This is a genomic window from Nitrospirota bacterium (assembly GCA_040754395.1).
Classification (GTDB): domain Bacteria; phylum Nitrospirota; class Thermodesulfovibrionia; order Thermodesulfovibrionales; family SM23-35; genus JBFMCL01.
Genome location: JBFMCL010000006.1, coordinates 102656 through 122178, shown reverse-complemented (window position 1 = coordinate 122178; position 19523 = coordinate 102656). Strand labels below are relative to the sequence as shown.

The window sequence follows — 19523 nt, the reverse complement described above, 5'->3', positions numbered from 1 at the left end:
TGTTATACGAGAAATGCTTTTCGAAAGAAAGGCTATCATAGATATCCTTACATTAAAGCCTGATAGATTAAAAATAAGCGAGGACACTCCTATCCAAGGGGCTCTATTTTAACCGGACAGTAATGATATTATGTTTTATTTACACTGAAGGCTATGGACATCACATATACAGAATGAAATACAGAAACACCATACTCATTGTCGATGACGATATAACTATACTCAATATGCTTCGGAACAGCCTCAGCCTGGAAGGATACGATTGCGAAACCGCTTCTAATGCACGGGATGCGCTCGAAATAATCGAAAAGGCCAATTTTGATTTAATGGTTACAGACATCAATATGCATGGAATGAGCGGGTTTGAAATGACGAAAAAGGTCAAGCATCTCAGACCTGATTTGAAAATCATTATCATGACTGGATTAACAAATGATTTTTCCTATGATGCTGCCATCAGGGCCGGTGCGACAGATTTTATTAAAAAGCCCTTCTCTTTGCAGGAACTTTCAGCACGGATAAATCAGATGAAAATCCGTGAAGACCTCAGAAAACGTCTCAGAGAACTTGAAGAATTCTACGACATCGCAATCGGCAGGGAACTCAAAATAAAACAGCTCATGGATCAGATTGAGGAACTAAAAGAAAAGCTTAAAGAGTCAAAGGGACACGGATAATAGTATTACTTTGGGTTCCCCGGAATTGCTGTAACGCTATACACGGAACTGAACAACCCACGGAGTCATTGTTTCCTAACGATATCTGAAAACATATATTTACTGTGCGGTTCATCCACTGGCAGGGAAGAGGCATCGCCATTATTTGCGATTTTTCTGAGACTCTCTGCCTCTTCTTCTTGCAAAGCCAGCAATACACGGCTGATATCTCTGTGCTCTGTGGCATACAGTTTTTCAGATTCCTGCCTGTAAAGCGATATGAAACTGCCTATTGCATGATATGTGGATTCTGAAACGTCTGTGAATTTCATGCCGGCCTTGTATACCGGAACAACTTCGCCACCAAGGGTTTCCATGGATTCGCCAAGCAAAGACCACACAACTGTTCCCTTTACCTGAAAGCTCCTTCCCTTTCCCTCAATTCTCAGGGAATATTCATGTCCTATGTTTAATCTTCTGTCCGCCTTCAATGATATTCCGCCAGCGCTGATGTCAAGAATCTTTACATGCTTGGCGAGGAGCATCTTCCCTTTGATCTCGAGTATCTCTGCACGAAACCTTTCATGTCTTCTTCTGTTCTTCATGGCAGTCTTTTTACTGTAACCTTCCATTAATACTCAACATCAGAGACAATATGTCCAGGAACAATACTATAAGCAATTGCTAATTATATATCTACAAGCCTCTTTTCTCTCTAGTATTTCAATACGAAGATATATAGTCAATCCTACCGGCGTAGGATGCACGCCTCTTCTGTCACAGGGAATTACTAAGTATATCCAATTTGAGATGGCTTGATAAGTGATCTGATAAGAGCAAATCTGTTCTCAACACCGGTTTTCATATACACATTGCTCAGATGGTCTTTCACAGTCTGCTCGGATATTTCGAGATCATCTGCAATTTCAATATTTTTCAACCCGTCAAGAACCCTTCTGAGCACATCTGTCTCTCTGCGCGTTAGTTTGAACTGCTGCCTGATCTGATTCATGTCAATCTTATTTGAGATGGACTCTTCTATTATGAAGACCCCCACAAGGGGTTGATGAGATTCACATATGAAAAACTTGAATATCCAGTTGCTGGAAGAGCCGTAGAGGCTCTTGGTCAGGACAACTTCTCCGGGAAACTCCTCATGCAGTTTTGATTTTTTTATCGCCTGAAAGATTCTCTTGCCTATATTGTAAATCTCACGCGGAGGCGCATATCTTTTCAAAAAACTGTTTGCTCTCCTGTTGCAGTAAACATTCTCCATTCTCTGATTATAGAGCATGATCCCCAAAGGCATTTTATCCATAATTATGTTAATGATTTCTCTCATATTCGAACGATATTCCGCTGCATTGAGAGCATTTCCATATTGGTTTTTATTATAGCAAATCCGTGAACTTATTGAATTACATCCGTGATGTGCGATTTTTTCCATATGGGTTCTTCCCTATCGCAAATACTGCATAAACACTTTTCTGCGTCATGTATTTTCCGTTTAACACAGACGTGTTATTCTGATACAATAATCCTGATGCCATTAATCCTTGTGACAAACGACGACGGCGTATATTCTCCTGGCATAATTTCTCTCTTTAATGCCATGAAACAGCTTGGAAACGCCTATATTGTTGCTCCTGACCGCGAACGCAGCGCAGTAAGTCATGCGCTTACCATGCACAGGCCCCTCAGGGTAGAAGAGATCAGACACCAGGTATACAGCATCAACGGAACACCTACCGACGCCGTAGCGATTGGTGTCAATAAGATCCTTCCCGCAAAACCTGCCTTTGTGGTTTCGGGAATCAACAAAGGGGCGAATCTCGGTGACGATATAACCTATTCAGGAACCGTTTCTGCTGCGATAGAAAGCACTATTATGGGCATCCCTGCCTTTGCCGTTTCACTCGTCATTCGAAACCAGTGCAGATCTTCCTGGAACTTTGAAACTGCTGCAAAAACAGCATATGAAATAGGGAAATATGTCCTTGAACACTCTCTTCCCTATGATACCCTTCTCAACATTAATGTGCCCGATGTGCCGGTCAGCCGGATTCAAGGCATAAAAATTACGAGACAGGGGAAACGCATTTATGACGATTCTATTCAGGACACCTACGATCCCCATGGAGAAAAACATTACTGGATAGGCGGGGGGAAGCCTTTCTGGGAACATGGAGAGGATACCGACATTCAGGCCGTTCAGGACAACCGTATCTCCATAACCCCTGTGCATCTTGACCTTACAAACTATGAAGCACTGAACTTCCTGAAACAAAGGCTTTCCTTCAGCCTCGGTTAACCCCATATATGAAAAGGTACGACGTAATAATAGTCGGTTCAGGACCCGCAGGCATCTTTTCTGCCATGGAGCTATTGCAACAAAAGCCTCATCTGAAGATTCTTATCATTGAGAAGGGAAAAAACATCGATCAGAGGTCATGTCCCATGAAAGTAAAAGAAATCTCGTGCGCCACATGTCCTGAATGTGCGCTTCTCAGCGGCTGGGGAGGTGCGGGTGCGTACAGTGACGGGAAACTGAATCTTTCCCCGGATATCGGCGGTCACCTTCTCAGGTATCTTGACAGGAATACGCTTGAATCTCTGATCGATTATGTCGATGATACATATGTCATGCACGGCGCTCCGCATACAATTTACGGAAACGACGACAGAGAAATAGAGAGAATTGCAAAGCTCGCGTCAGAGAATGATCTTACGTTCATTCCTACGAGAATACGGCATATCGGTACCGACCGCTGCAGAACAGTGCTAAAGAATATCAGGGATTCGCTTTCCGGCAGGATCGAAGTGCTTTTCGGCGCTGAAGCAGAAAGGGTTATAATAGAAAAACGGCGTGCAGCCGGCGTCACCTTGAAGAGTGGCACAAAGCTTCTCTCATCCGCTGTAATTCTTGCTCCGGGACGTGAGGGTTCAAGATGGCTCGAAAAAGAAGCAAAGCGGCTTCGACTTACCCTGCTCAAGAATCCTGTAGATATAGGAATAAGAGTCGAACTGCCTGCCGCTGTCCTTGATCCTATCACGAGAATCACCTACGAGCCTAAACTGATATTCCGTTCCAGAAAATTCAACGATATGGTCAGAACATTCTGCGTCAATCCCCGGGGTGAAGTTGTAAAGGAATATCTTAAGGGAATCTGGACCGTAAACGGTCACAGTTATGCAAACAGCAAATCTGAAAATACCAATTTTGCACTGCTCGTCAGCACGTTCTTCACCGAGCCATTCAATGAACCGATTCTCTACGGAAGATATATTGCAGGACTTGCAAATCTTATCGGCAAAGGAGTAATTGTCCAGCGTTTGGGCGATTTGCGGCAGGGAAGACGTTCTACCCGCGAACGTATAGAAAAAGGCAAGGTTACCCCTTCTCTCAGAGACTCAACACCGGGAGATCTGAGTTTTGTCCTGCCATACCGTTATCTTTCGGATATCATCGAAATGCTTGATGCGCTTGATAAAGTCGCTCCTGGAGTGAACTCGGAGCACACCCTTCTTTACGGAGCTGAAGTCAAATTCTATTCGGTTTTGCCGAAACTTTCAGATTCACTCGAGACCGAGGTTGACAATCTCTTTGCGATCGGTGATGGAGCCGGAGTCAGCAGGGGACTTATTCAGGCCTCTGTATCAGGGGTAATCGCTGCACGGGCAGCAGGTGCAAAACTTCCATGAAAGACTTCGCCTCACTGCGGGATATGATGGTCAAAACCCAGCTGATCGCGAGGGGCATAAAAGACGAGCGCGTCATCAACGCAATGAAAAAAGTCCCGAGACATCTTTTTGTTGACGAATCCATGCAGCACAGGTCCTATGACGATATGGCCCTTTCGATCGGTGAAGGGCAGACAATTTCGCAACCATTCATGGTAGCGATAATGACTGAACTTCTCGAACTGAAAGGTATGGAAAAAGTTCTGGAAGTCGGGACAGGATCAGGCTACCAGGGAGCGATACTTGCGGAACTATCGGGTGAAGTTTTTACCATAGAACGTATTCCCCCGCTTGCAGAACGCGCAGAAAAAAAGTTCAGATCGCTTTATTACGATAACATTCATGTAAAGATTGGTGACGGTACTAAAGGGCTTCCTGAAAACGCACCGTTCGACAGGATATTGATTACTGCGGGAACTCCGAAAATACCTGCCCCTCTGAAGGATCAGCTTGCGCCGGGCGGAATCCTGATTGCACCGGTAGGAGACCGGTTTTCACAGCAGCTTCTCAAAGTCAGAAAGTCGCCTCATGGCACTTTTTCCGAAGAACGTCATACGCCATGTGTATTTGTGCCTCTGATCGGTGCGTTCGGCTGGGGATCGGAAGATCTTGACACGTATCCTTTCAGCACATGAACCGTAAAATCATCGGGATATCTGTTTTTTAATCTCTTTCAGTAAAAGATTGTATCTTTCCCTGTCCTGTCCGGTCATCTTCTTTCCTCCGAACCTGTGTTCTTCATAAATGATGAGGAACTCCCTGATCAGACTTGGTCCATTTCTTGCAGCCTCCCTTTGTATCTCCGAGGAAGTGAGAGACGGATTGATATCCATTCCCTTCTTTTTCAGATACTTTCTCAGGGAAATGTACTGTGCGGTAACGAAACTGTATCTTCCCGGATACCTTCTCCTGAGGAAATACATACCTGTCAACAATGCTATGCATATAAGCATAAGTATCAGAAAACGCAGTGCATCAGATACTATTTTCTTTGCTCTGAACCCTTCGGCAAATGTCAGACGTTTCGGAATCGTAAACGTTTTTACTATTGTTTTCTGATCATCTGTACTGAACGACACAATATATCTGCTCCATTTCATTTTCAGCATGTCAAGAAAAAGCGACGATCCCGAAAAACGTGACAGTGACACCGGGGGCGTGGGGTCAAACAGCTTCCATTTGCCGCCAATTGCCGCTTCTGCCCATGAATGCGCATCGCTCTGACGGACGATCAGGTAGTTTCCAATTTCATTTAATTCACCCCCGAGAAACCCGGTAACAATGCGGGCGGGAATGTCTATCGAACGCATCATCAGTACCATCGCAGTCGCATAATGTTCACAGTAACCCCTTTTTGTCCTGAACAGGAAGTCTTCAACCGGATTAATCCCTCTCGGTGGTTCTGGCACGGACAGGGAATAAGAATAGTTATCTCTGAGATATTTTTCAATTTTCACCGCCTTTTCGATATCGCTCTCGTTTTCCGTAACCAGACTTCTTGCAAGCCTCGAGATTTTTTCCACTCCCGGAGGTATTTGCAGATAACTTTCAAATGTGCCTGTAACAGGAATATCTCCCGGCACACTGTAGGCAACATAACTGAACCGTTTGCCCTTCTTTAACGGCATGAAAATTGATCCTGCACGATCGGTCAGAATCACCCTCCCCTGTGACTCGACCGCTTTCATCTCGGTCAGACCGAATATCACATCTGTATCCATCGGCTCAAGATAGATCTTCTGGATAACAGCCATAGCCTCCTCAAAAGGCTTTATGAGAAACCTTTCGCCATCACGGTAAATACCTTCTCTCACACTCATGGTATTGTTCCAGGATATTCCGTCAAAATCGTTCAGGGATATTCCCCTCCAGTAATAGGGACGTCGTGATTCTCCTGCGAGTTCGACTCTCAAGACTATTGTTGAATCTGATTTGAGATCTCCGAATGACCCGAAATCGACCCGTTCTGAAAAACCTATCGTCCGTATCCCCTTTTTATGCGTCTTTCCCCATAACCCGCCTGTAACACGGGGGATTGAAACGAACAATACTGCAGTCAGCATTAATACCATAAGGGAGATGGCAAGAACAGGTCGTGATATGCTTACCCCGAGCGATTTTCCTTCCTTTACAAAATGGGCATAGACTATGGCCGCAACAAGGGCAATGAGAAACAGGACGAAGATGAAACCAAATGCAATCGAATGGGTAAGCTCTGAAGCAACAATAAGCTGCAGAAGGGACATGAAATATACCTGCAGATGATCCCATGGCTCTCTCAAATCAAAACTTTTTATTGCCTGAAACGTGATTGTGAGATGCGCAACAGCGATAAAATAATCATCCGATATCATAAGTGAATCTATCAGGAATACCAGAAGTGTGAGACCCGAAAGACCACCGATGACCCATTTTGGCGCATGGGGCAAATTCCTGAAGAACCGGTAATACCCGGCGAATAGCGCAAGAGCAGAAAAAGAAAGAAAATAGTTTATCTCTCCTGAGATTAACAGGCTGATGCATCCTGCAAGGGCAAGGATAAATGTCAGTCCTTTATAAAGTTGAGGCATAAATAACCGCGTTACTGGATGAAATGAATTTTTTCAGCGGTGACTGCGCTGAATTCAGTATGAGCACAGAGTAGCCTTCAGGGATGGCTTCAGTAGACAGCGGACATTCCCAGCTTTCCTGTCCCTCAATGACCGCCAGGATATCGAGAATCTTCAGGAGATGATCCCTTCCGGACCCGAAAGGGATGACTTTCCTGCAGGTTAGGAGCCTAACAAAGAAATCCTCTCTCAGAAACCTGTCGGAGATTGTTGCTGCAAGGGATACAGCCTTTTCAAATGATTCGGGATACAGAGGTTTCAGGTTATCGAGAATTACCGTAATCTTTTTCGGCTCATCTGCAGCATATTCCATAACCATCATTTTGTCTGTCTTTGCTGAAGCCTTCCAGTGAATTTTTCTCCAGTCGTCACCATATCTGAATTCTCTTATCACTGAGAACTCATCTGACTTTCCCGAACCTGGAAGCAGGCGCTCATAGCCATCTCTTAACATTTCAGAAAGCCATCTGTCCGATTCCCGGATTTCCGGGTAAACTATGACACTGCCTTCCGTCCCGGGACGCGTCTTCTTGGTTAAAAAAATGAAGGGGAACCCAGACTCGAGGGCGGATGAGTCATGTCCATACATGCCTCTTTTCTGAAATATAACGGAGACGCGATTTACTATGACTGCTGAATGAGGTATGCATTGAAAATACCCGCTACCTATTATTTCTTCCCCTATGAACGCTTTCACTGAATATGAAGAAATCCTTTTCTTCAGGTTTGTCACTGCTATGTCTACCATTCCCCTCTGATTGGAAAATATCGGCTGGGTCTGGGATACCCTTACCTTCAACCCTTTGAGGTTGATATGGAGGATGAGAACCGAGAGGAGAAGAATGGACAGCATCATGGAAAGGATAAGGTAAATAAGATTATTGCCGGTATTCAAAGCAGCGACAGCGATGAGCGCCGAGGCAAGGATAAATCGTTTGCCTTCCCTGCTTGACTTCATAGAGGGACAGGTATTTTTTCGAGAATTTCCTCTATCACTCTCTCCGCGTCTGAAAAATATGTCCTTGTCTTAAGAATGACTCTGTGGCCAAGAACCAGGGGGGCGGTTTCCTTGATATCTCCCGGGACGATATAATCCCTTCCTTCATAATATGCGTTCGCCTTCGCGGTTTTCAGGAGAAACTGTCCTCCTCTCGGACTGACTCCGAGCCGGATATGATCGTTCGTCCGTGTTTCCCTGATTATATGAATAAGGTAATCCAGAAGACTGTCGTCAACTCTCACAAGATCAACTTCCCTCTGCATCTTAATGATTTCATCAGCAGAAATGACAGGTTCCATTGATTCAATATCCTCGAAGCTGGACTGTTCGAAGATTACTTTTTTTTCATATAAGAGAGTCGGATATCCGATTTTTAAATGCATCATGAACCTGTCGAGCTGGCTCTCGGGAAGAGGAAAAGTGCCATGATATTCAAGGGGATTCTGGGTCGCAATTACCATAAACGGTTCCGGGAGAACATATGTTTTTCTCTCTATTGAAACCCTCCGTTCATTCATCGCCTCAAGAAGAGCCGACTGAGTCTTCGGATTAGTCCTGTTGATCTCATCGGCGAGGACGATATTGGTGAATATCGGTCCGCGTCTGAACTCAAACTCCCTACGGTCAGGGTTGTATATGTTAACTCCTAGAATATCTGTAGGGAGAAGGTCGCTGGTGAACTGGATACGCTGAAAAGAACAGTTTGTGGCTTTTGCAATCGTGAACGCAAGAGTTGTCTTGCCGACACCGGGGACATCTTCTATAAGAAGATGTCCCCGTCCGAGCAGGGCAAGCAATGCCATTTTTACCACATTGCCTTTGCCTTTGATGATAGATTCTATTTTTTCCTGTAAAGCCTGGAGCGATACATTCGGCATATCTTTACTCTATCGTAATTTATCCGCTTATCTCAAGGTTCAAGCAATGCATGGCTCTGCTATCGCCTATATTTCGTCGAATGGCTGCATGTATCTTGACAGTACCTTTTCCTACCTTTATTATAGATTTCAATTCAGACAAGTATATATACTGCTTCGGGAGGGTCAACGTGGCTTCGATAAAAGGCGACATATCAGTAATGCCCTTGACGGATCTTCTGCAATGGGTTGATCTTTCAAGAAAATCGGGAACTCTCAATGCCAGCTTCCATGGTGTCGACAAAAAGATTTATCTCGAAGAAGGCAAAATCGTATATGTCTCATCAAACAAGGAAGGGGAACGACTCGGAGAATACATCGCCCGGGGATCATTCCTCGATATCAACAATATCAGGTCAGCCCTTGAACAGAGCCAGACAATGAAGCTGCCTTTCACGCAGAGGCTTATTGATCTGAATTACTTTTCACTTGAACTGCTTACGGAAATAATGGTCCGTTTCGCAAAGGAACTTCTCCTTGATGCCATCTCATGGAATGAAGGGTGGTTTGAATTCATTGAGGGAATTGTTCCCCAGTATGTCATGAAGGGTCCGATAAAACTGAACACTACAGAGATTATCTACGAAGTGTTCAGGGAACTCGAAGACATGAGAATGGGGTTCAAGAAAAGCATATGAAAAAATTATGGTCAGGCAGATTCAGCGAAGATACTTCCAGAATTGTTGAGACCTTTACGGAATCGGTCTCATTTGATCACCGTCTGTGGATGCATGATATCCGCGGAAGCATCGCTCACGCCAGAATGCTCGCCAAACAGGGCATCATTTCTCAGAAGGACTCCGTGAAGATCATAAAAGGTCTTGAAGAGATCGCAGGGGAAATTGAAGCTGGCAAATTTTCATTCAGGCAGGATCTTGAGGATATCCACATGAATATTGAATCTGCCCTCATTAAAAAAACCGGCGATGCAGGTGCAAGGCTCCACACTGCCCGTTCAAGAAATGATCAGGTTGCTCTGGATCTCAGGTTGTATCTCAGGGCTGAGTCGGAAGAAGTGATATCGCTGATCAGAAAGCTGCAGAATACCCTGCTCTCCATCGCATCTCACCATCTGGAACTTCTGTTCCCGGGGTACACGCACCTCCAGAGGGCGCAGCCTGTGCTCCTTTCCCATCACCTTCTCGCCTATGTTGAGATGCTGCAAAGAGATGTTGAAAGGTTCAGCGATTCTCTGAAACGCATAAATCAGCTTCCCCTGGGTTCTTGTGCGCTTGCCGGAACCACACTTCCGATTGACCGTCACTATGTTGCCAAACTTCTGGGTTTTAACGGTATTGCATGGAACAGTATTGATGCGGTTTCGGACAGGGATTTTGCCATAGAATTTCTGTCCGACTCCTCTATTCTGATTATGCATCTGTCAAGGTTTGCAGAGGAACTGATACTTTGGTCATCAGAAGAATTCAGGTTCATTAACCTGCCCGATGCGTTTACGACAGGCTCAAGCATAATGCCCCAGAAAAAGAATCCTGACGTTGCAGAACTCATAAGGGGAAAGTCCGGAAGGGTATACGGAAATCTCCTGGCCCTTTTGACGGTTATGAAGGGACTTCCCCTTTCGTATAACAGGGATATGCAGGAAGATAAATTGCCGTTATTCGATACTGTTGATACTGTCAAATCATGTCTTGCGGTTCTGATTGAAATGCTTCCCGGCATACGGTTTTTCGACAAGAGAATGCTTGCCACTGCCGGTGACGCATATGCTACGGCAACCGATCTCGCTGAGTATCTTGTAAAGAAAGGTGTTCCTTTCAGAAAAGCCCACGAGGTAACCGGGAAAATCGTCCTCTTCTGCCTGAAAAAGAAGAAAAGGCTTGAAGATCTCAGTTTGCAGGAATTGTACAGGTTTTCTGATGCATTTTCGCATGACGTCTATTCCTGCCTCTCGCCTCAGGCATCGGTCAGAAACAAGCAGACACCCGGCAGCACTTCTCCCCGTGAGGTGAAAAAACAGATAAAAAGACTTCTGAAATTAGTCGGCCGCAGGAAGTAAACATCAGGTACGAATCCGGCAATATGTATGAATAATATACTTCCCAGATCCTGTGATAAGCATCTCAAACGGTTGACAAACGTGATATTGCGCACACATGGAAGGTTCGCATCCTTCTCCCATGAGAAGGCGGGATTGCTTCATAACGCACGCAATGACAATCCTTATCGCCAGATCAGTGCGCCTCATAACAACATACGGCTGATTTCTCTTATTCTTCTTTCCTGCCTGATGGTTACCGCATTTTTTCTTCTTTGTTCCTGTGGCAAGAAAGGCGATCCTACATTACGTCTGTACGAAAAACCGGAACCTCCTTCGGATTTTACAGCCGTTCACAGAGAATCAGATATCCTCCTTTCATGGGCATTTCCCAGGAATAAGGAATCCTCGGTAAAGGGATTTATTCTCTTCAAGTCTGCAAACGGGGAGTTCAAAAAAACCGCGTTTCTTGCAAACACCATTCGCTCCTACAAAGACTCCGACTTTCAGACAGGCGTATTATACAGATACAAGATTGTTACGCTGAGCCTGAAAGACGTGACAAGTGATGATTCACGCCTGCTGGAAGCAACTCCCTCTGAACTGCCATCACCTCCCGAAAACCTTACCTACAGTCCGGGAAATGATACGCTGAGAATTATGTGGAACAGCCCGGGAGAAGGAGTATTGTTTAATATATACAAAAGAGAAAAAGAAGCCTCTTTTACGTCTGTTCCTCTTAATAAAGATCCCCTCAGGATGCCAGTTTTTAATGACTCCTTCCATATCAGCAAAACAGTTTATTATACGGTCAGGAGCCTCAAGATAACGAACATCAGCAATGAGGGACCTCCTTCTTCAGAAATCATGGTCGATCCTTCCGAGTTCATGCCATCTGCTCCCTCATCGTTACAGGCGGTTTCAACCAGAGAAAAGGTTTATCTCATTTGGAAAGAACCCGCAGAAACATGGTTGACCGGGTATCGTATTTACCGGCAAATAGGCAGTGAGGCACCATACGTACTGATCGGTGAGACAGTTATTCCTTCATTCATTGATACTGCACCCCCCTCTGTAGCGAGGAGCTACAGGGTAACTGCCGTCGGCCCCTCGAAGGAAGGCCCGGCAGCAGAGATCAGGGACATCATGTTCAGAAAGCAGAGATAAACATGCTTGACTAAGGCATTCCCATATACTGGAGATACTTCCGGAATTCATGTTCAAAGTTATCGCTCAGCAGCTTTTTCCCTATCATTTCGCGAATTTCATCAAAACTCCAGAATCTTACCTCGTCAATTTCTTCCCTGTTGAAAGAAAATACTCCATCATAGATGCATCTGTATGTGGTAACCAGTTCTGTTTCGTAATGGTTTGTGTGAATGTATGCATAGAGATATTCAGACTCCAATCCTGAAATTCCCAGCTCTTCATGCATCTCCCGTTGCAGCGAAACAGCGAGCTCTTCTCCAAGCCCCACATGTCCACCGACTGATGTATCCCATCTCCCGGGCGCCACATCTTTGAGCTGGGAGCGTTTCTGAAGAAGAATCTCACCCTTTGTGTTGAAGACGAGAATATGCACAACCCTGTGGATAAGGGAAGGATTTCCATGTATCTCTGACCTTGGAGCAGATCTGATGACATTCCCCTGATAATCTACTATATCGAGGTGCTCTTCAGTTTCCATTTATTGATATTGAAAGAAAATAGTAAAGAGAGGGAGTTGATAGTGCAGGTTCCGGGGATCCGGAACCTGCATTTTTTGGTTAGATTTTCGTAACGTTCTCTGCTTTGGGGCCCTTCGGACCATCAACAACATCAAAGCTGACTGCCTGACCTTCGGTCAGTGTCTTAAATCCATTTCCCTGAATTGCGGAATAATGAACAAACACATCTCCGCCATCCTCCTTGGTAATGAATCCAAATCCTTTGGACTCGTTGAACCATTTAACGGTCCCTTTTACCATTCTGCTACACCTCCTTGATAATAATAATAGAAGATTACGGAATAATGGTATAAAAGCTACAAAGTCCAACGTCCTTGAAGCCATTTACAACAATACTTCCGAAACTTCGAAAATAGTATTACACAGGAATGTTAAAAAGGTCAAGGATTATCACAAGGTTTTGCATTGCCCCCTCGCCTCATGTGTGAATCAGTACGAAATAGGTATTGATTGACATATGCCTCAGGTTTGGTTACTCTAATGAAATACAATTATTCCGGTCATCTTCATTCACATGAAAGAGAAAATACGCAGGGCTTTTGAGGAAAGCATACAGGTCAAGGAAAAATTCATCAATGAAAAAACCATCGAAAAAATCCTTGATGTTGCAAAAACTATCGCCAATGCCTTTAACGATGGCTACAAACTGATCCTCTTCGGCAATGGCGGCAGCGCCACCGATGCGTCTCATATTGCAGCAGAGTTTGTGAACAGATTCAAAAAGGAACGTCCGGGGCTTCCGGCAATAGCGCTGAACACGGATATGGCGGTTATCACCTCAATAGCCAATGATTATGATTTTTCCGATATCTTTGCCAAGCAGCTCAGGGCTCTTTCTGAAGAAGGAGACGTTGTAATTGGCATAAGCACAAGCGGAAACTCTCCGAACGTCCTCAAGGCCATGGAAGTTGCGAAAAAAAAGAAACTCACAACAGTGTTTTTTACAGGCTCCAAAGGAGAGAAGGTTGCATCCAGATCAACATTTTCTTTTGTTGTCCCGTCTGACAATACTCCACGGATTCAGGAAACCCATATTGTACTCGGACATATCCTCTGCCAGATGGTCGAGGAGATTCTCTTCGAGGCGCCGAGAAAAAGATAACAGTCTTTTTTTGCACATATGCGTTGATTTTTTCATATGATAATACTTGGCATCGATCCAGGCTTAGCAACAACAGGTTTTGGAGCAATTCAATGCATAAACGGCATCCCTTCGCTGGTAACCTGCGGACACATCAGGACTTCCCCTGCTGATCATATCTCGTCGAGGCTGTCGCACATCCATACAGACATAGATGCGTTGATACACTCCCTGCACCCTGAACTGATAGCTGTAGAGAATGTATTCTCACTGGTCAAGTATCCGAGGGCCGGTATATTATTGGGAAGTGTTTTAGGTATTATATATCTGTCCGTTTCGCAGAATGGTATCGCATTGCTTGAGATTGCCCCAAGGGAAATCAAGAATTCGCTTGTCGGGCATGGAGGGGCAGGAAAATACCAGATCAAGTCTGCTGTCACAAAAATGCTCAGGATTGAAAGCATAAAATCCCTCCATGCATCTGACGCGCTGGCAATAGCCCTTACGGCATTCAACCGGAAAATTATGAAAAGGGAAAAGACAGGATGATATCATATCTGAAAGGAATTCTTCGTTTCAGCCATGCCCATGAAGACAGATTAACCCTTGTCGTAAACTCTGTAGGATATGATATCTTAATCCCTGCATATGTGATGAACAAGATCAAGCGCACCAGCGTCGATTCGGATGAACTTGAACTGTACGTCTCTTTCAACCAGACAGAGCGGCAGCCCAAACCAGTCCTTGTCGGATTTCTTCATTCCCTTGACAAGGAATTCTTTGAACTGTTCATATCGGTCGAAGACATTGGACCTTCTGCGGCGGTAAAGGCGCTGACAAAGCCGGTAAGGGAAATAGCGCGCTCCATCGAAGACAAAGATGTGAAGGCACTGAAGCAGCTGAAAGGCATAGGAGAGAGAAAAGCAGAAAAGATCATCGCAACGCTGAATGGAAAAGTCGCGAAATATGCACTCATCCGTGAAGAGGAGTCAGCGCCTCCTTTGGCTGAGGATTTCACAAAAGAGGTCGAGGACGTGCTGGTAACGCAGCTCGGACACAAATATACGGAAGCACGTACAATGATTCAGGACGCGATTGAAAGAAATCCCCGCATAAATTCCTCAGAGGAGCTTTTCGAAGAAGTATACAGGGGGCAGAAAAAATGATTCATGAAGAACACAGGAACCCCCCGGATATCCTCAGAGACCTTTCCTCTCCGGAGGAAGAAAACATCATTACGCTCAGGCCCAAATGGCTTTCCGAATATACCGGTCAGGACAAGGTTGTTGAAACACTGAAAATCGCGGTAGAGGCAGCCCTGAAGAGGAAAGAATCCCTTGATCACATTCTTCTTAACGGTCCTCCCGGCCTTGGAAAGACAACATTGGCTCACATAATAGCCAATGAAATGGGAACCAGAATAATAACCTCATCTGGTCCTGCCCTCGAAAAGGGCGGAGATCTTATGGGCATTCTCACGCATCTTGAAAAGGGCGACATCCTGTTCATTGATGAAATACACCGCATTCCAAAAATCGTTGAAGAATTCCTTTATCCCGCCATGGAGGACTTTGCAGTTGATTTTATCTTTGACAAAGGCGCACATGCCCGGACACATCGTTACCGCCTTGAGTCTTTTACCATGATTGGTGCGACAACAAGATCTGGACTCCTCTCTGCTCCGCTCAGGGAAAGGTTCGGTATCACCAGGGAACTCGATTTTTACAGCGAAAAAGACCTGGTAAATATCGTAAAACGTTCATCAACAATTCTGGATATCGAGATCGATCAGGAAGGCGCGTACGAAATTGCCTGCAGGGCAAGAGGCACACCAAGAGTCGCAAACAGACTTCTCAAGCGCGTCCGTGATTATGCACAGGTAAGAGCCCACGGGAGAATTACAAAAGATGTTTCTGTTGAAGCGTTGTTGCTGGAGGGAATCGATCAATCCGGTCTCGGAGAAACCGACAGAAAGCTTCTTCAGACGGTGATCCTTAACTATAAAGGCGGCCCGGTTGGGATCGAGGCACTTGCCTCAACGCTTCAGATAGAAACTGATGTGCTGCTGGATGTCATTGAACCGTATCTCCTGAAGACAGGTTACATAATCAGGACTTCGCAGGGTCGGAAAGCAACAGAAAAAGCATATTCTCACCTGAATGTACAACATAAGAACGAATTGAGTCTTTTTGAAGGATCCAAAAGCAAACAACGTTCCTGATGCATTTTTCAGATGACAAATAATTAGCCGCTTATGAAGCTTTTAATGCATATCTGCTGCGCAAATTGTTGCCTTTACCCCATTAAAATCCTTTTTTCAGAAGGGATTGATATCAGGGGTCTGTGGCTGAACCCAAATATTCATCCATATTCTGAATACCAAATGCGTCTCGATGCGGTTGAGAGACTCGAAAAAGCCTGGCACCTCGAAATTGAATATTGCGATTACTACGGACTCAGGGAATTTATCCGCGCTACAGTGCATAACGAAGAAGACAGATGTGCAATCTGTTATTCGATGAGACTTGAAGAAACCGCAAAAACCGCAAAAAAGATGCATCTCGACGGCTTTACCACATCTCTTCTTGTAAGTCCGTATCAGAAATTTGATATGATACTATATACAGGTATGGAAGCATCCAAAAGATATTCCATACCTTTTCATTTTAAAGATTTCAGACCCGGATGGAAGGAAGGAATGCGTATATCAAAAGAACTTGGCCTCTACAGGCAGAGATATTGCGGCTGCATCTACTCGGAAATGGAAAGACACATGAAAAAGAAATGAAACAGTCTGTACCATGCAAAACAATAATCAAGAAAAGAAACCAATGACCGACGGCATACAGGAAATCGGCAGATTACTTGTCATCCTGGGGATCGGGGCCATTATAATCGGTGGCATCCTGCTGTTTTCAGGAAAATTGCCATGGCTTGGCAAACTTCCGGGAGATATGCTTGTCCAGAAAAAAAACTTCACCTTTTACTTTCCCCTTGCCACAAGCATACTTCTGAGCCTGCTGCTGACGCTAATTTTTTTCCTTTTACGGAGGAAGTAGTTCATATTGGATAAAATTATCGTTTTTGTTGTCATATTTTCCCTTGTATTCTCTTCAGTGCACGTTCATGCTGATGAGAAAATCAAAGTTCTGATTGTGAATGATGTGTATGACAGAATTCCTGCAAAGAATGAAAAACTCGAGAGACTCGGCAGCATTAAGGGGGAACTGCTTGTCATGGGGACACGGTATTCCGGTGATATCGATGTCTGGAGAGGAAACGACGGTCTCTATATCATCAACGAACTGCCGCTCGAGGAGTATATCAAGGATGTTGTTGCTGTGGAAGTTCGGAACGACTGGGATATAGAAGCACTTAAGGCACAGGCTGTCATCTCAAGGACATATGCCCTCTATCAGAAATCAAGAAACGGAAGTTCCCTGTATCATCTTGCCTCTTCTGTACTGCATCAGGTGTACAAGGGCAACAATCCTGATATCAGGATTGCATATGCGGTAGAACAGACCCGAGGAGAAATACTCACCTATCAAGGGCGAGTTATTGAGGCACTTTACCATTCAACATGCGGAGGAAAGACAGAAAATCCCGAAGACGTATTTGGCAAAAGCTACCCATATCTGAAATCTGTGGAGTCACACTGCGATTTGTCACCTTATACGGAATGGGAAAGGACATTTCAGGTTTCTGAAATCGAAAGAATTATGAATATATCCGGGATCAAAGACATTATTATTAAATCATTTACTTTAACAAACAGAGTGAAACATATTGAGATTATTACTAACTCTAAAACATTTACCATGAGCGCCAATGAAATGAGAAAAGCGCTTGGGTGGAAAAATCTGCCGAGCACAAATTTTACAGTATCAAAAAACGGTAATTTGCTGATATTCGAAGGCAAAGGGTATGGTCACGGAGTCGGTCTTTGCCAGTGGAGTGCCCTTAAAATGGCTCGTGAAGGACAAAACTACAAAGACATTCTCGCCTTTTTCTACCCGGGCACAACTTTACAGCTCTATGAAAATCACTGATTTCGATTTTTCTCTTCCTGAATCTCTTATCGCAAAAAGACCTCAAAAGGACCGTACCGGTTCCCGCCTTCTTGTGCTTCACAGAGATGGCACAGTCATACATTCCTTGTTTTCTGATTTTCCTTCCTATCTCAATCCGGGCGACATGCTCCTGTTAAACAATACAAAGGTTTTTCCCGCCAGAATCACCGGATTCAAAAAGAGCGGCGGTGCGATAGAAATGCTTCTTGTTAGAAAGACAGGCGATGATTCATGGGAAGTTCTTACAAAGGGTAATTTTACAGGAAACCTGCACATATCTGATGAATTGCAGGTTGAACTTGTGAACGGCAAGACCGCAAAATTCGTATGTCAAGGAGATTTTCGGGAGATTATCTGGAAATATGGAAGCATGCCACTGCCCCCTTATATAAAACGTATTCCTGATGAAACAGACAAGGAAACCTACCAGACTGTTTTTGCAAAAGAGGAAGGTTCCATAGCTGCACCGACTGCAGGACTTCATTTTACTGAATCCCTTCTCCGAGAAATCGTCAGAAAGGGCATCATCCTGCGGGAACTTACACTGCATGTGGGGATTGGCACTTTCAAGCCTATCAGGGCAGATCATGTGCAGGATCATGTCATGGATACTGAGTACTTTGAAATGGACGCAGAATTATTATCTGAAATCGCAAAAACCAAGGCATTAGGAAGAAGAATAGTCTCTGTCGGAACTACGACTACCAGAACTCTGGAAGGCTGCATGAGCGGGAACTGTGAAATGCTCTCCCTGAATGGAATACTCAGGGGGACAACCGGAATATTCATATATCCCGGATATTCATTTCGGGCAATCGATTCACTGGTGACTAACTTTCACCTGCCAAGATCCACTCCACTCATGCTCGTCTCTGCCCTTTGTGGTTTCAATACGCTGATGAAGGCGTATAAGGAAGCAATTGCTGAAGGGTATAGATTTCTCTCTTATGGTGATGCTATGCTTATTTTATGAAAAAGACTGAATCCAAAGACAAGTCGTCCGTACTTTTCGTCGGGAAAGGAATTATTATCTTGTCGCTCGTAATTACCTCCTCCCTCAGTTTTGTACTGGGGTTTTTGGTGGGAAAAAGCTATAATCCCGTACTCGAAAATCAGATATCGTCTCTTTCTCTGCAGGAACGCACTACCTCGGGCAGTGTCCCTCTGTCAAACAGCAAACCTCATGAACTGCAATCAGATAAGGAAGCCCAAACAGCAGGACCAGACACTCCAACCCCGCAATCACCCCCTGTCCAAACCAGTGATGTGAAAAACAGGCCGGAAGCAAAAAAAGCTATAGCCGCTCCAGGTGATCTATCTCAGCAGTCCGCTTCCACACAATCGCATGAATCGTCAAATTCCGGGATTACCCTCAACAAAGCACGAGAGATAAATGCAGTAAAAAATGATAAGGGAATTGCGAAAACAAGAAAATATACTGTTCAGGCAGGGGCATTCAAGAGCGAGGCTGATGCAGATACCCTCTCGGAAAAACTCCAGAAAAAGGGCTATAAAACCTCTGTGTTTCCCTTCCGGACCAAAAAACATGAAAAGCTTTTCAAGGTCATGGTTGGAGAGTTCAGTTCCAGAAAAGAAGCCGAACTGCTCTCGGTCAGGCTGAAAAAGACCGAAGGGCTAAAAACATTCGTATCATTCAGGCCATAAGGAGGATTCTACGGTTACATTAGAAATAGAGCTCGACAGCGATAAAGAAACAGACCTG

23 protein-coding genes are annotated in these 19523 nt (G+C 44.6%); 16 read left to right on the top strand and 7 right to left on the bottom strand.

The window, feature by feature from the left end:
* The first annotated feature begins 173 nt into the window (after nucleotides 1–173).
* A complete protein-coding gene (locus AB1552_04775; protein MEW6053092.1) occupies nucleotides 174–677 on the top strand; it encodes a response regulator in 504 nt (167 codons plus the stop codon).
* A gap of 65 nt (nucleotides 678–742) precedes the next feature.
* On the opposite strand, the gene AB1552_04770 is transcribed toward AB1552_04775, so the two are convergent.
* A complete protein-coding gene (locus AB1552_04770; protein MEW6053091.1) occupies nucleotides 743–1288 on the bottom strand; it encodes a PilZ domain-containing protein in 546 nt (181 codons plus the stop codon).
* 158 nt (nucleotides 1289–1446) lie between these two features.
* Nucleotides 1447–1893, bottom strand: a complete 447-nt coding sequence (locus tag AB1552_04765; GenBank protein ID MEW6053090.1) for a helix-turn-helix transcriptional regulator — start codon at nucleotides 1891–1893, stop codon at nucleotides 1447–1449.
* A 306-nt stretch (nucleotides 1894–2199) separates the two neighbouring features.
* On the opposite strand from AB1552_04765, the gene surE reads away from it, so the two are divergent.
* From surE to AB1552_04750, 3 genes are read left to right on the top strand one after another with little or no spacing between them, the layout of a single operon-like run.
* On the top strand, nucleotides 2200–2967 hold the full coding sequence (gene surE / locus AB1552_04760; protein ID MEW6053089.1) for a 5'/3'-nucleotidase SurE: 768 nt from the start codon (nucleotides 2200–2202) through the stop codon (nucleotides 2965–2967).
* Nucleotides 2968–2975: 8 nt separating this feature from the next.
* Nucleotides 2976–4358, top strand: a complete 1383-nt coding sequence (locus AB1552_04755) for an NAD(P)/FAD-dependent oxidoreductase (protein MEW6053088.1) — start codon at nucleotides 2976–2978, stop codon at nucleotides 4356–4358.
* On the top strand, nucleotides 4355–5032 hold the full coding sequence (locus tag AB1552_04750) for a protein-L-isoaspartate(D-aspartate) O-methyltransferase (protein MEW6053087.1): 678 nt from the start codon (nucleotides 4355–4357) through the stop codon (nucleotides 5030–5032). Before AB1552_04755 ends, AB1552_04750 begins: the two co-directional genes overlap by 4 nt.
* A gap of 9 nt (nucleotides 5033–5041) precedes the next feature.
* Here AB1552_04750 and AB1552_04745 read toward each other — a convergent pair whose 3' ends face one another.
* Genes AB1552_04745 through AB1552_04735 form a run of 3 tightly spaced genes read right to left on the bottom strand, consistent with a single transcriptional unit; the run spans nucleotide 5042 to nucleotide 8884 of the window.
* Nucleotides 5042–6967 (bottom strand): DUF3488 and transglutaminase-like domain-containing protein, encoded by a 1926-nt coding sequence (locus AB1552_04745; protein ID MEW6053086.1) that lies wholly within the window; start codon nucleotides 6965–6967, stop codon nucleotides 5042–5044.
* Nucleotides 6951–7964 carry a DUF58 domain-containing protein gene (locus AB1552_04740; GenBank protein MEW6053085.1) on the bottom strand — a complete coding sequence of 338 codons (1014 nt, stop codon included), beginning with the start codon at nucleotides 7962–7964 and terminating at the stop codon, nucleotides 6951–6953. Before AB1552_04740 ends, AB1552_04745 begins: the two co-directional genes overlap by 17 nt.
* Nucleotides 7961–8884, bottom strand: coding sequence for a MoxR family ATPase (locus AB1552_04735; GenBank protein ID MEW6053084.1), 924 nt, complete (start codon nucleotides 8882–8884; stop codon nucleotides 7961–7963). The genes AB1552_04740 and AB1552_04735 overlap by 4 nt, the downstream gene beginning before the upstream one ends.
* Before the next feature lie 170 nt (nucleotides 8885–9054).
* Here AB1552_04735 and AB1552_04730 point away from each other — a divergent pair, with 170 nt between their 5' ends.
* From AB1552_04730 to AB1552_04720, 3 genes are all read left to right on the top strand, one after another.
* Nucleotides 9055–9561 carry a DUF4388 domain-containing protein gene (locus AB1552_04730; protein ID MEW6053083.1) on the top strand — a complete coding sequence of 169 codons (507 nt, stop codon included), beginning with the start codon at nucleotides 9055–9057 and terminating at the stop codon, nucleotides 9559–9561.
* Nucleotides 9558–10940, top strand: coding sequence for an argininosuccinate lyase (gene argH / locus AB1552_04725; protein ID MEW6053082.1), 1383 nt, complete (start codon nucleotides 9558–9560; stop codon nucleotides 10938–10940). Before AB1552_04730 ends, argH begins: the two co-directional genes overlap by 4 nt.
* A gap of 135 nt (nucleotides 10941–11075) precedes the next feature.
* Nucleotides 11076–12086 (top strand): hypothetical protein, encoded by a 1011-nt coding sequence (locus tag AB1552_04720; protein ID MEW6053081.1) that lies wholly within the window; start codon nucleotides 11076–11078, stop codon nucleotides 12084–12086.
* 10 nt (nucleotides 12087–12096) lie between these two features.
* Here AB1552_04720 and AB1552_04715 read toward each other — a convergent pair whose 3' ends face one another.
* Both AB1552_04715 and AB1552_04710 read right to left on the bottom strand, forming a co-directional pair.
* A complete protein-coding gene (locus AB1552_04715; GenBank protein MEW6053080.1) occupies nucleotides 12097–12606 on the bottom strand; it encodes an NUDIX domain-containing protein in 510 nt (169 codons plus the stop codon).
* A 79-nt stretch (nucleotides 12607–12685) separates the two neighbouring features.
* Nucleotides 12686–12886 (bottom strand): cold-shock protein, encoded by a 201-nt coding sequence (locus tag AB1552_04710; protein ID MEW6053079.1) that lies wholly within the window; start codon nucleotides 12884–12886, stop codon nucleotides 12686–12688.
* A gap of 274 nt (nucleotides 12887–13160) precedes the next feature.
* Between AB1552_04710 and AB1552_04705 the strand changes: the two genes are divergently transcribed.
* The 9 genes from AB1552_04705 to AB1552_04665 are packed head-to-tail and all read left to right on the top strand — an operon-like array spanning nucleotide 13161 to nucleotide 19465.
* On the top strand, nucleotides 13161–13748 hold the full coding sequence (locus AB1552_04705) for a D-sedoheptulose 7-phosphate isomerase (protein ID MEW6053078.1): 588 nt from the start codon (nucleotides 13161–13163) through the stop codon (nucleotides 13746–13748).
* A gap of 36 nt (nucleotides 13749–13784) precedes the next feature.
* Nucleotides 13785–14276, top strand: a complete 492-nt coding sequence (locus AB1552_04700) for a crossover junction endodeoxyribonuclease RuvC (protein MEW6053077.1) — start codon at nucleotides 13785–13787, stop codon at nucleotides 14274–14276.
* Nucleotides 14273–14893 carry a Holliday junction branch migration protein RuvA gene (gene ruvA, locus AB1552_04695; GenBank protein MEW6053076.1) on the top strand — a complete coding sequence of 207 codons (621 nt, stop codon included), beginning with the start codon at nucleotides 14273–14275 and terminating at the stop codon, nucleotides 14891–14893. Before AB1552_04700 ends, ruvA begins: the two co-directional genes overlap by 4 nt.
* The gene (ruvB, locus tag AB1552_04690) at nucleotides 14890–15948 is read left to right on the top strand and encodes a Holliday junction branch migration DNA helicase RuvB (GenBank protein MEW6053075.1); all 1059 of its coding nucleotides are present in this window, start codon (nucleotides 14890–14892) and stop codon (nucleotides 15946–15948) included. Before ruvA ends, ruvB begins: the two co-directional genes overlap by 4 nt.
* Nucleotides 15949–15993: 45 nt before the next feature.
* The gene (locus AB1552_04685) at nucleotides 15994–16515 is read left to right on the top strand and encodes an epoxyqueuosine reductase QueH (protein MEW6053074.1); all 522 of its coding nucleotides are present in this window, start codon (nucleotides 15994–15996) and stop codon (nucleotides 16513–16515) included.
* A 43-nt stretch (nucleotides 16516–16558) separates the two neighbouring features.
* The gene (locus AB1552_04680; GenBank protein MEW6053073.1) at nucleotides 16559–16786 is read left to right on the top strand and encodes a DUF2905 domain-containing protein; all 228 of its coding nucleotides are present in this window, start codon (nucleotides 16559–16561) and stop codon (nucleotides 16784–16786) included.
* A gap of 6 nt (nucleotides 16787–16792) precedes the next feature.
* Entirely contained in the window at nucleotides 16793–17779 is a 987-nt protein-coding gene (locus AB1552_04675) for a SpoIID/LytB domain-containing protein (protein ID MEW6053072.1), read from the top strand.
* Entirely contained in the window at nucleotides 17766–18773 is a 1008-nt protein-coding gene (queA, locus tag AB1552_04670; protein ID MEW6053071.1) for a tRNA preQ1(34) S-adenosylmethionine ribosyltransferase-isomerase QueA, read from the top strand. The genes AB1552_04675 and queA overlap by 14 nt, the downstream gene beginning before the upstream one ends.
* Nucleotides 18770–19465, top strand: a complete 696-nt coding sequence (locus tag AB1552_04665) for an SPOR domain-containing protein (GenBank protein MEW6053070.1) — start codon at nucleotides 18770–18772, stop codon at nucleotides 19463–19465. The genes queA and AB1552_04665 overlap by 4 nt, the downstream gene beginning before the upstream one ends.
* Nucleotides 19466–19523 lie beyond the last annotated feature (58 nt).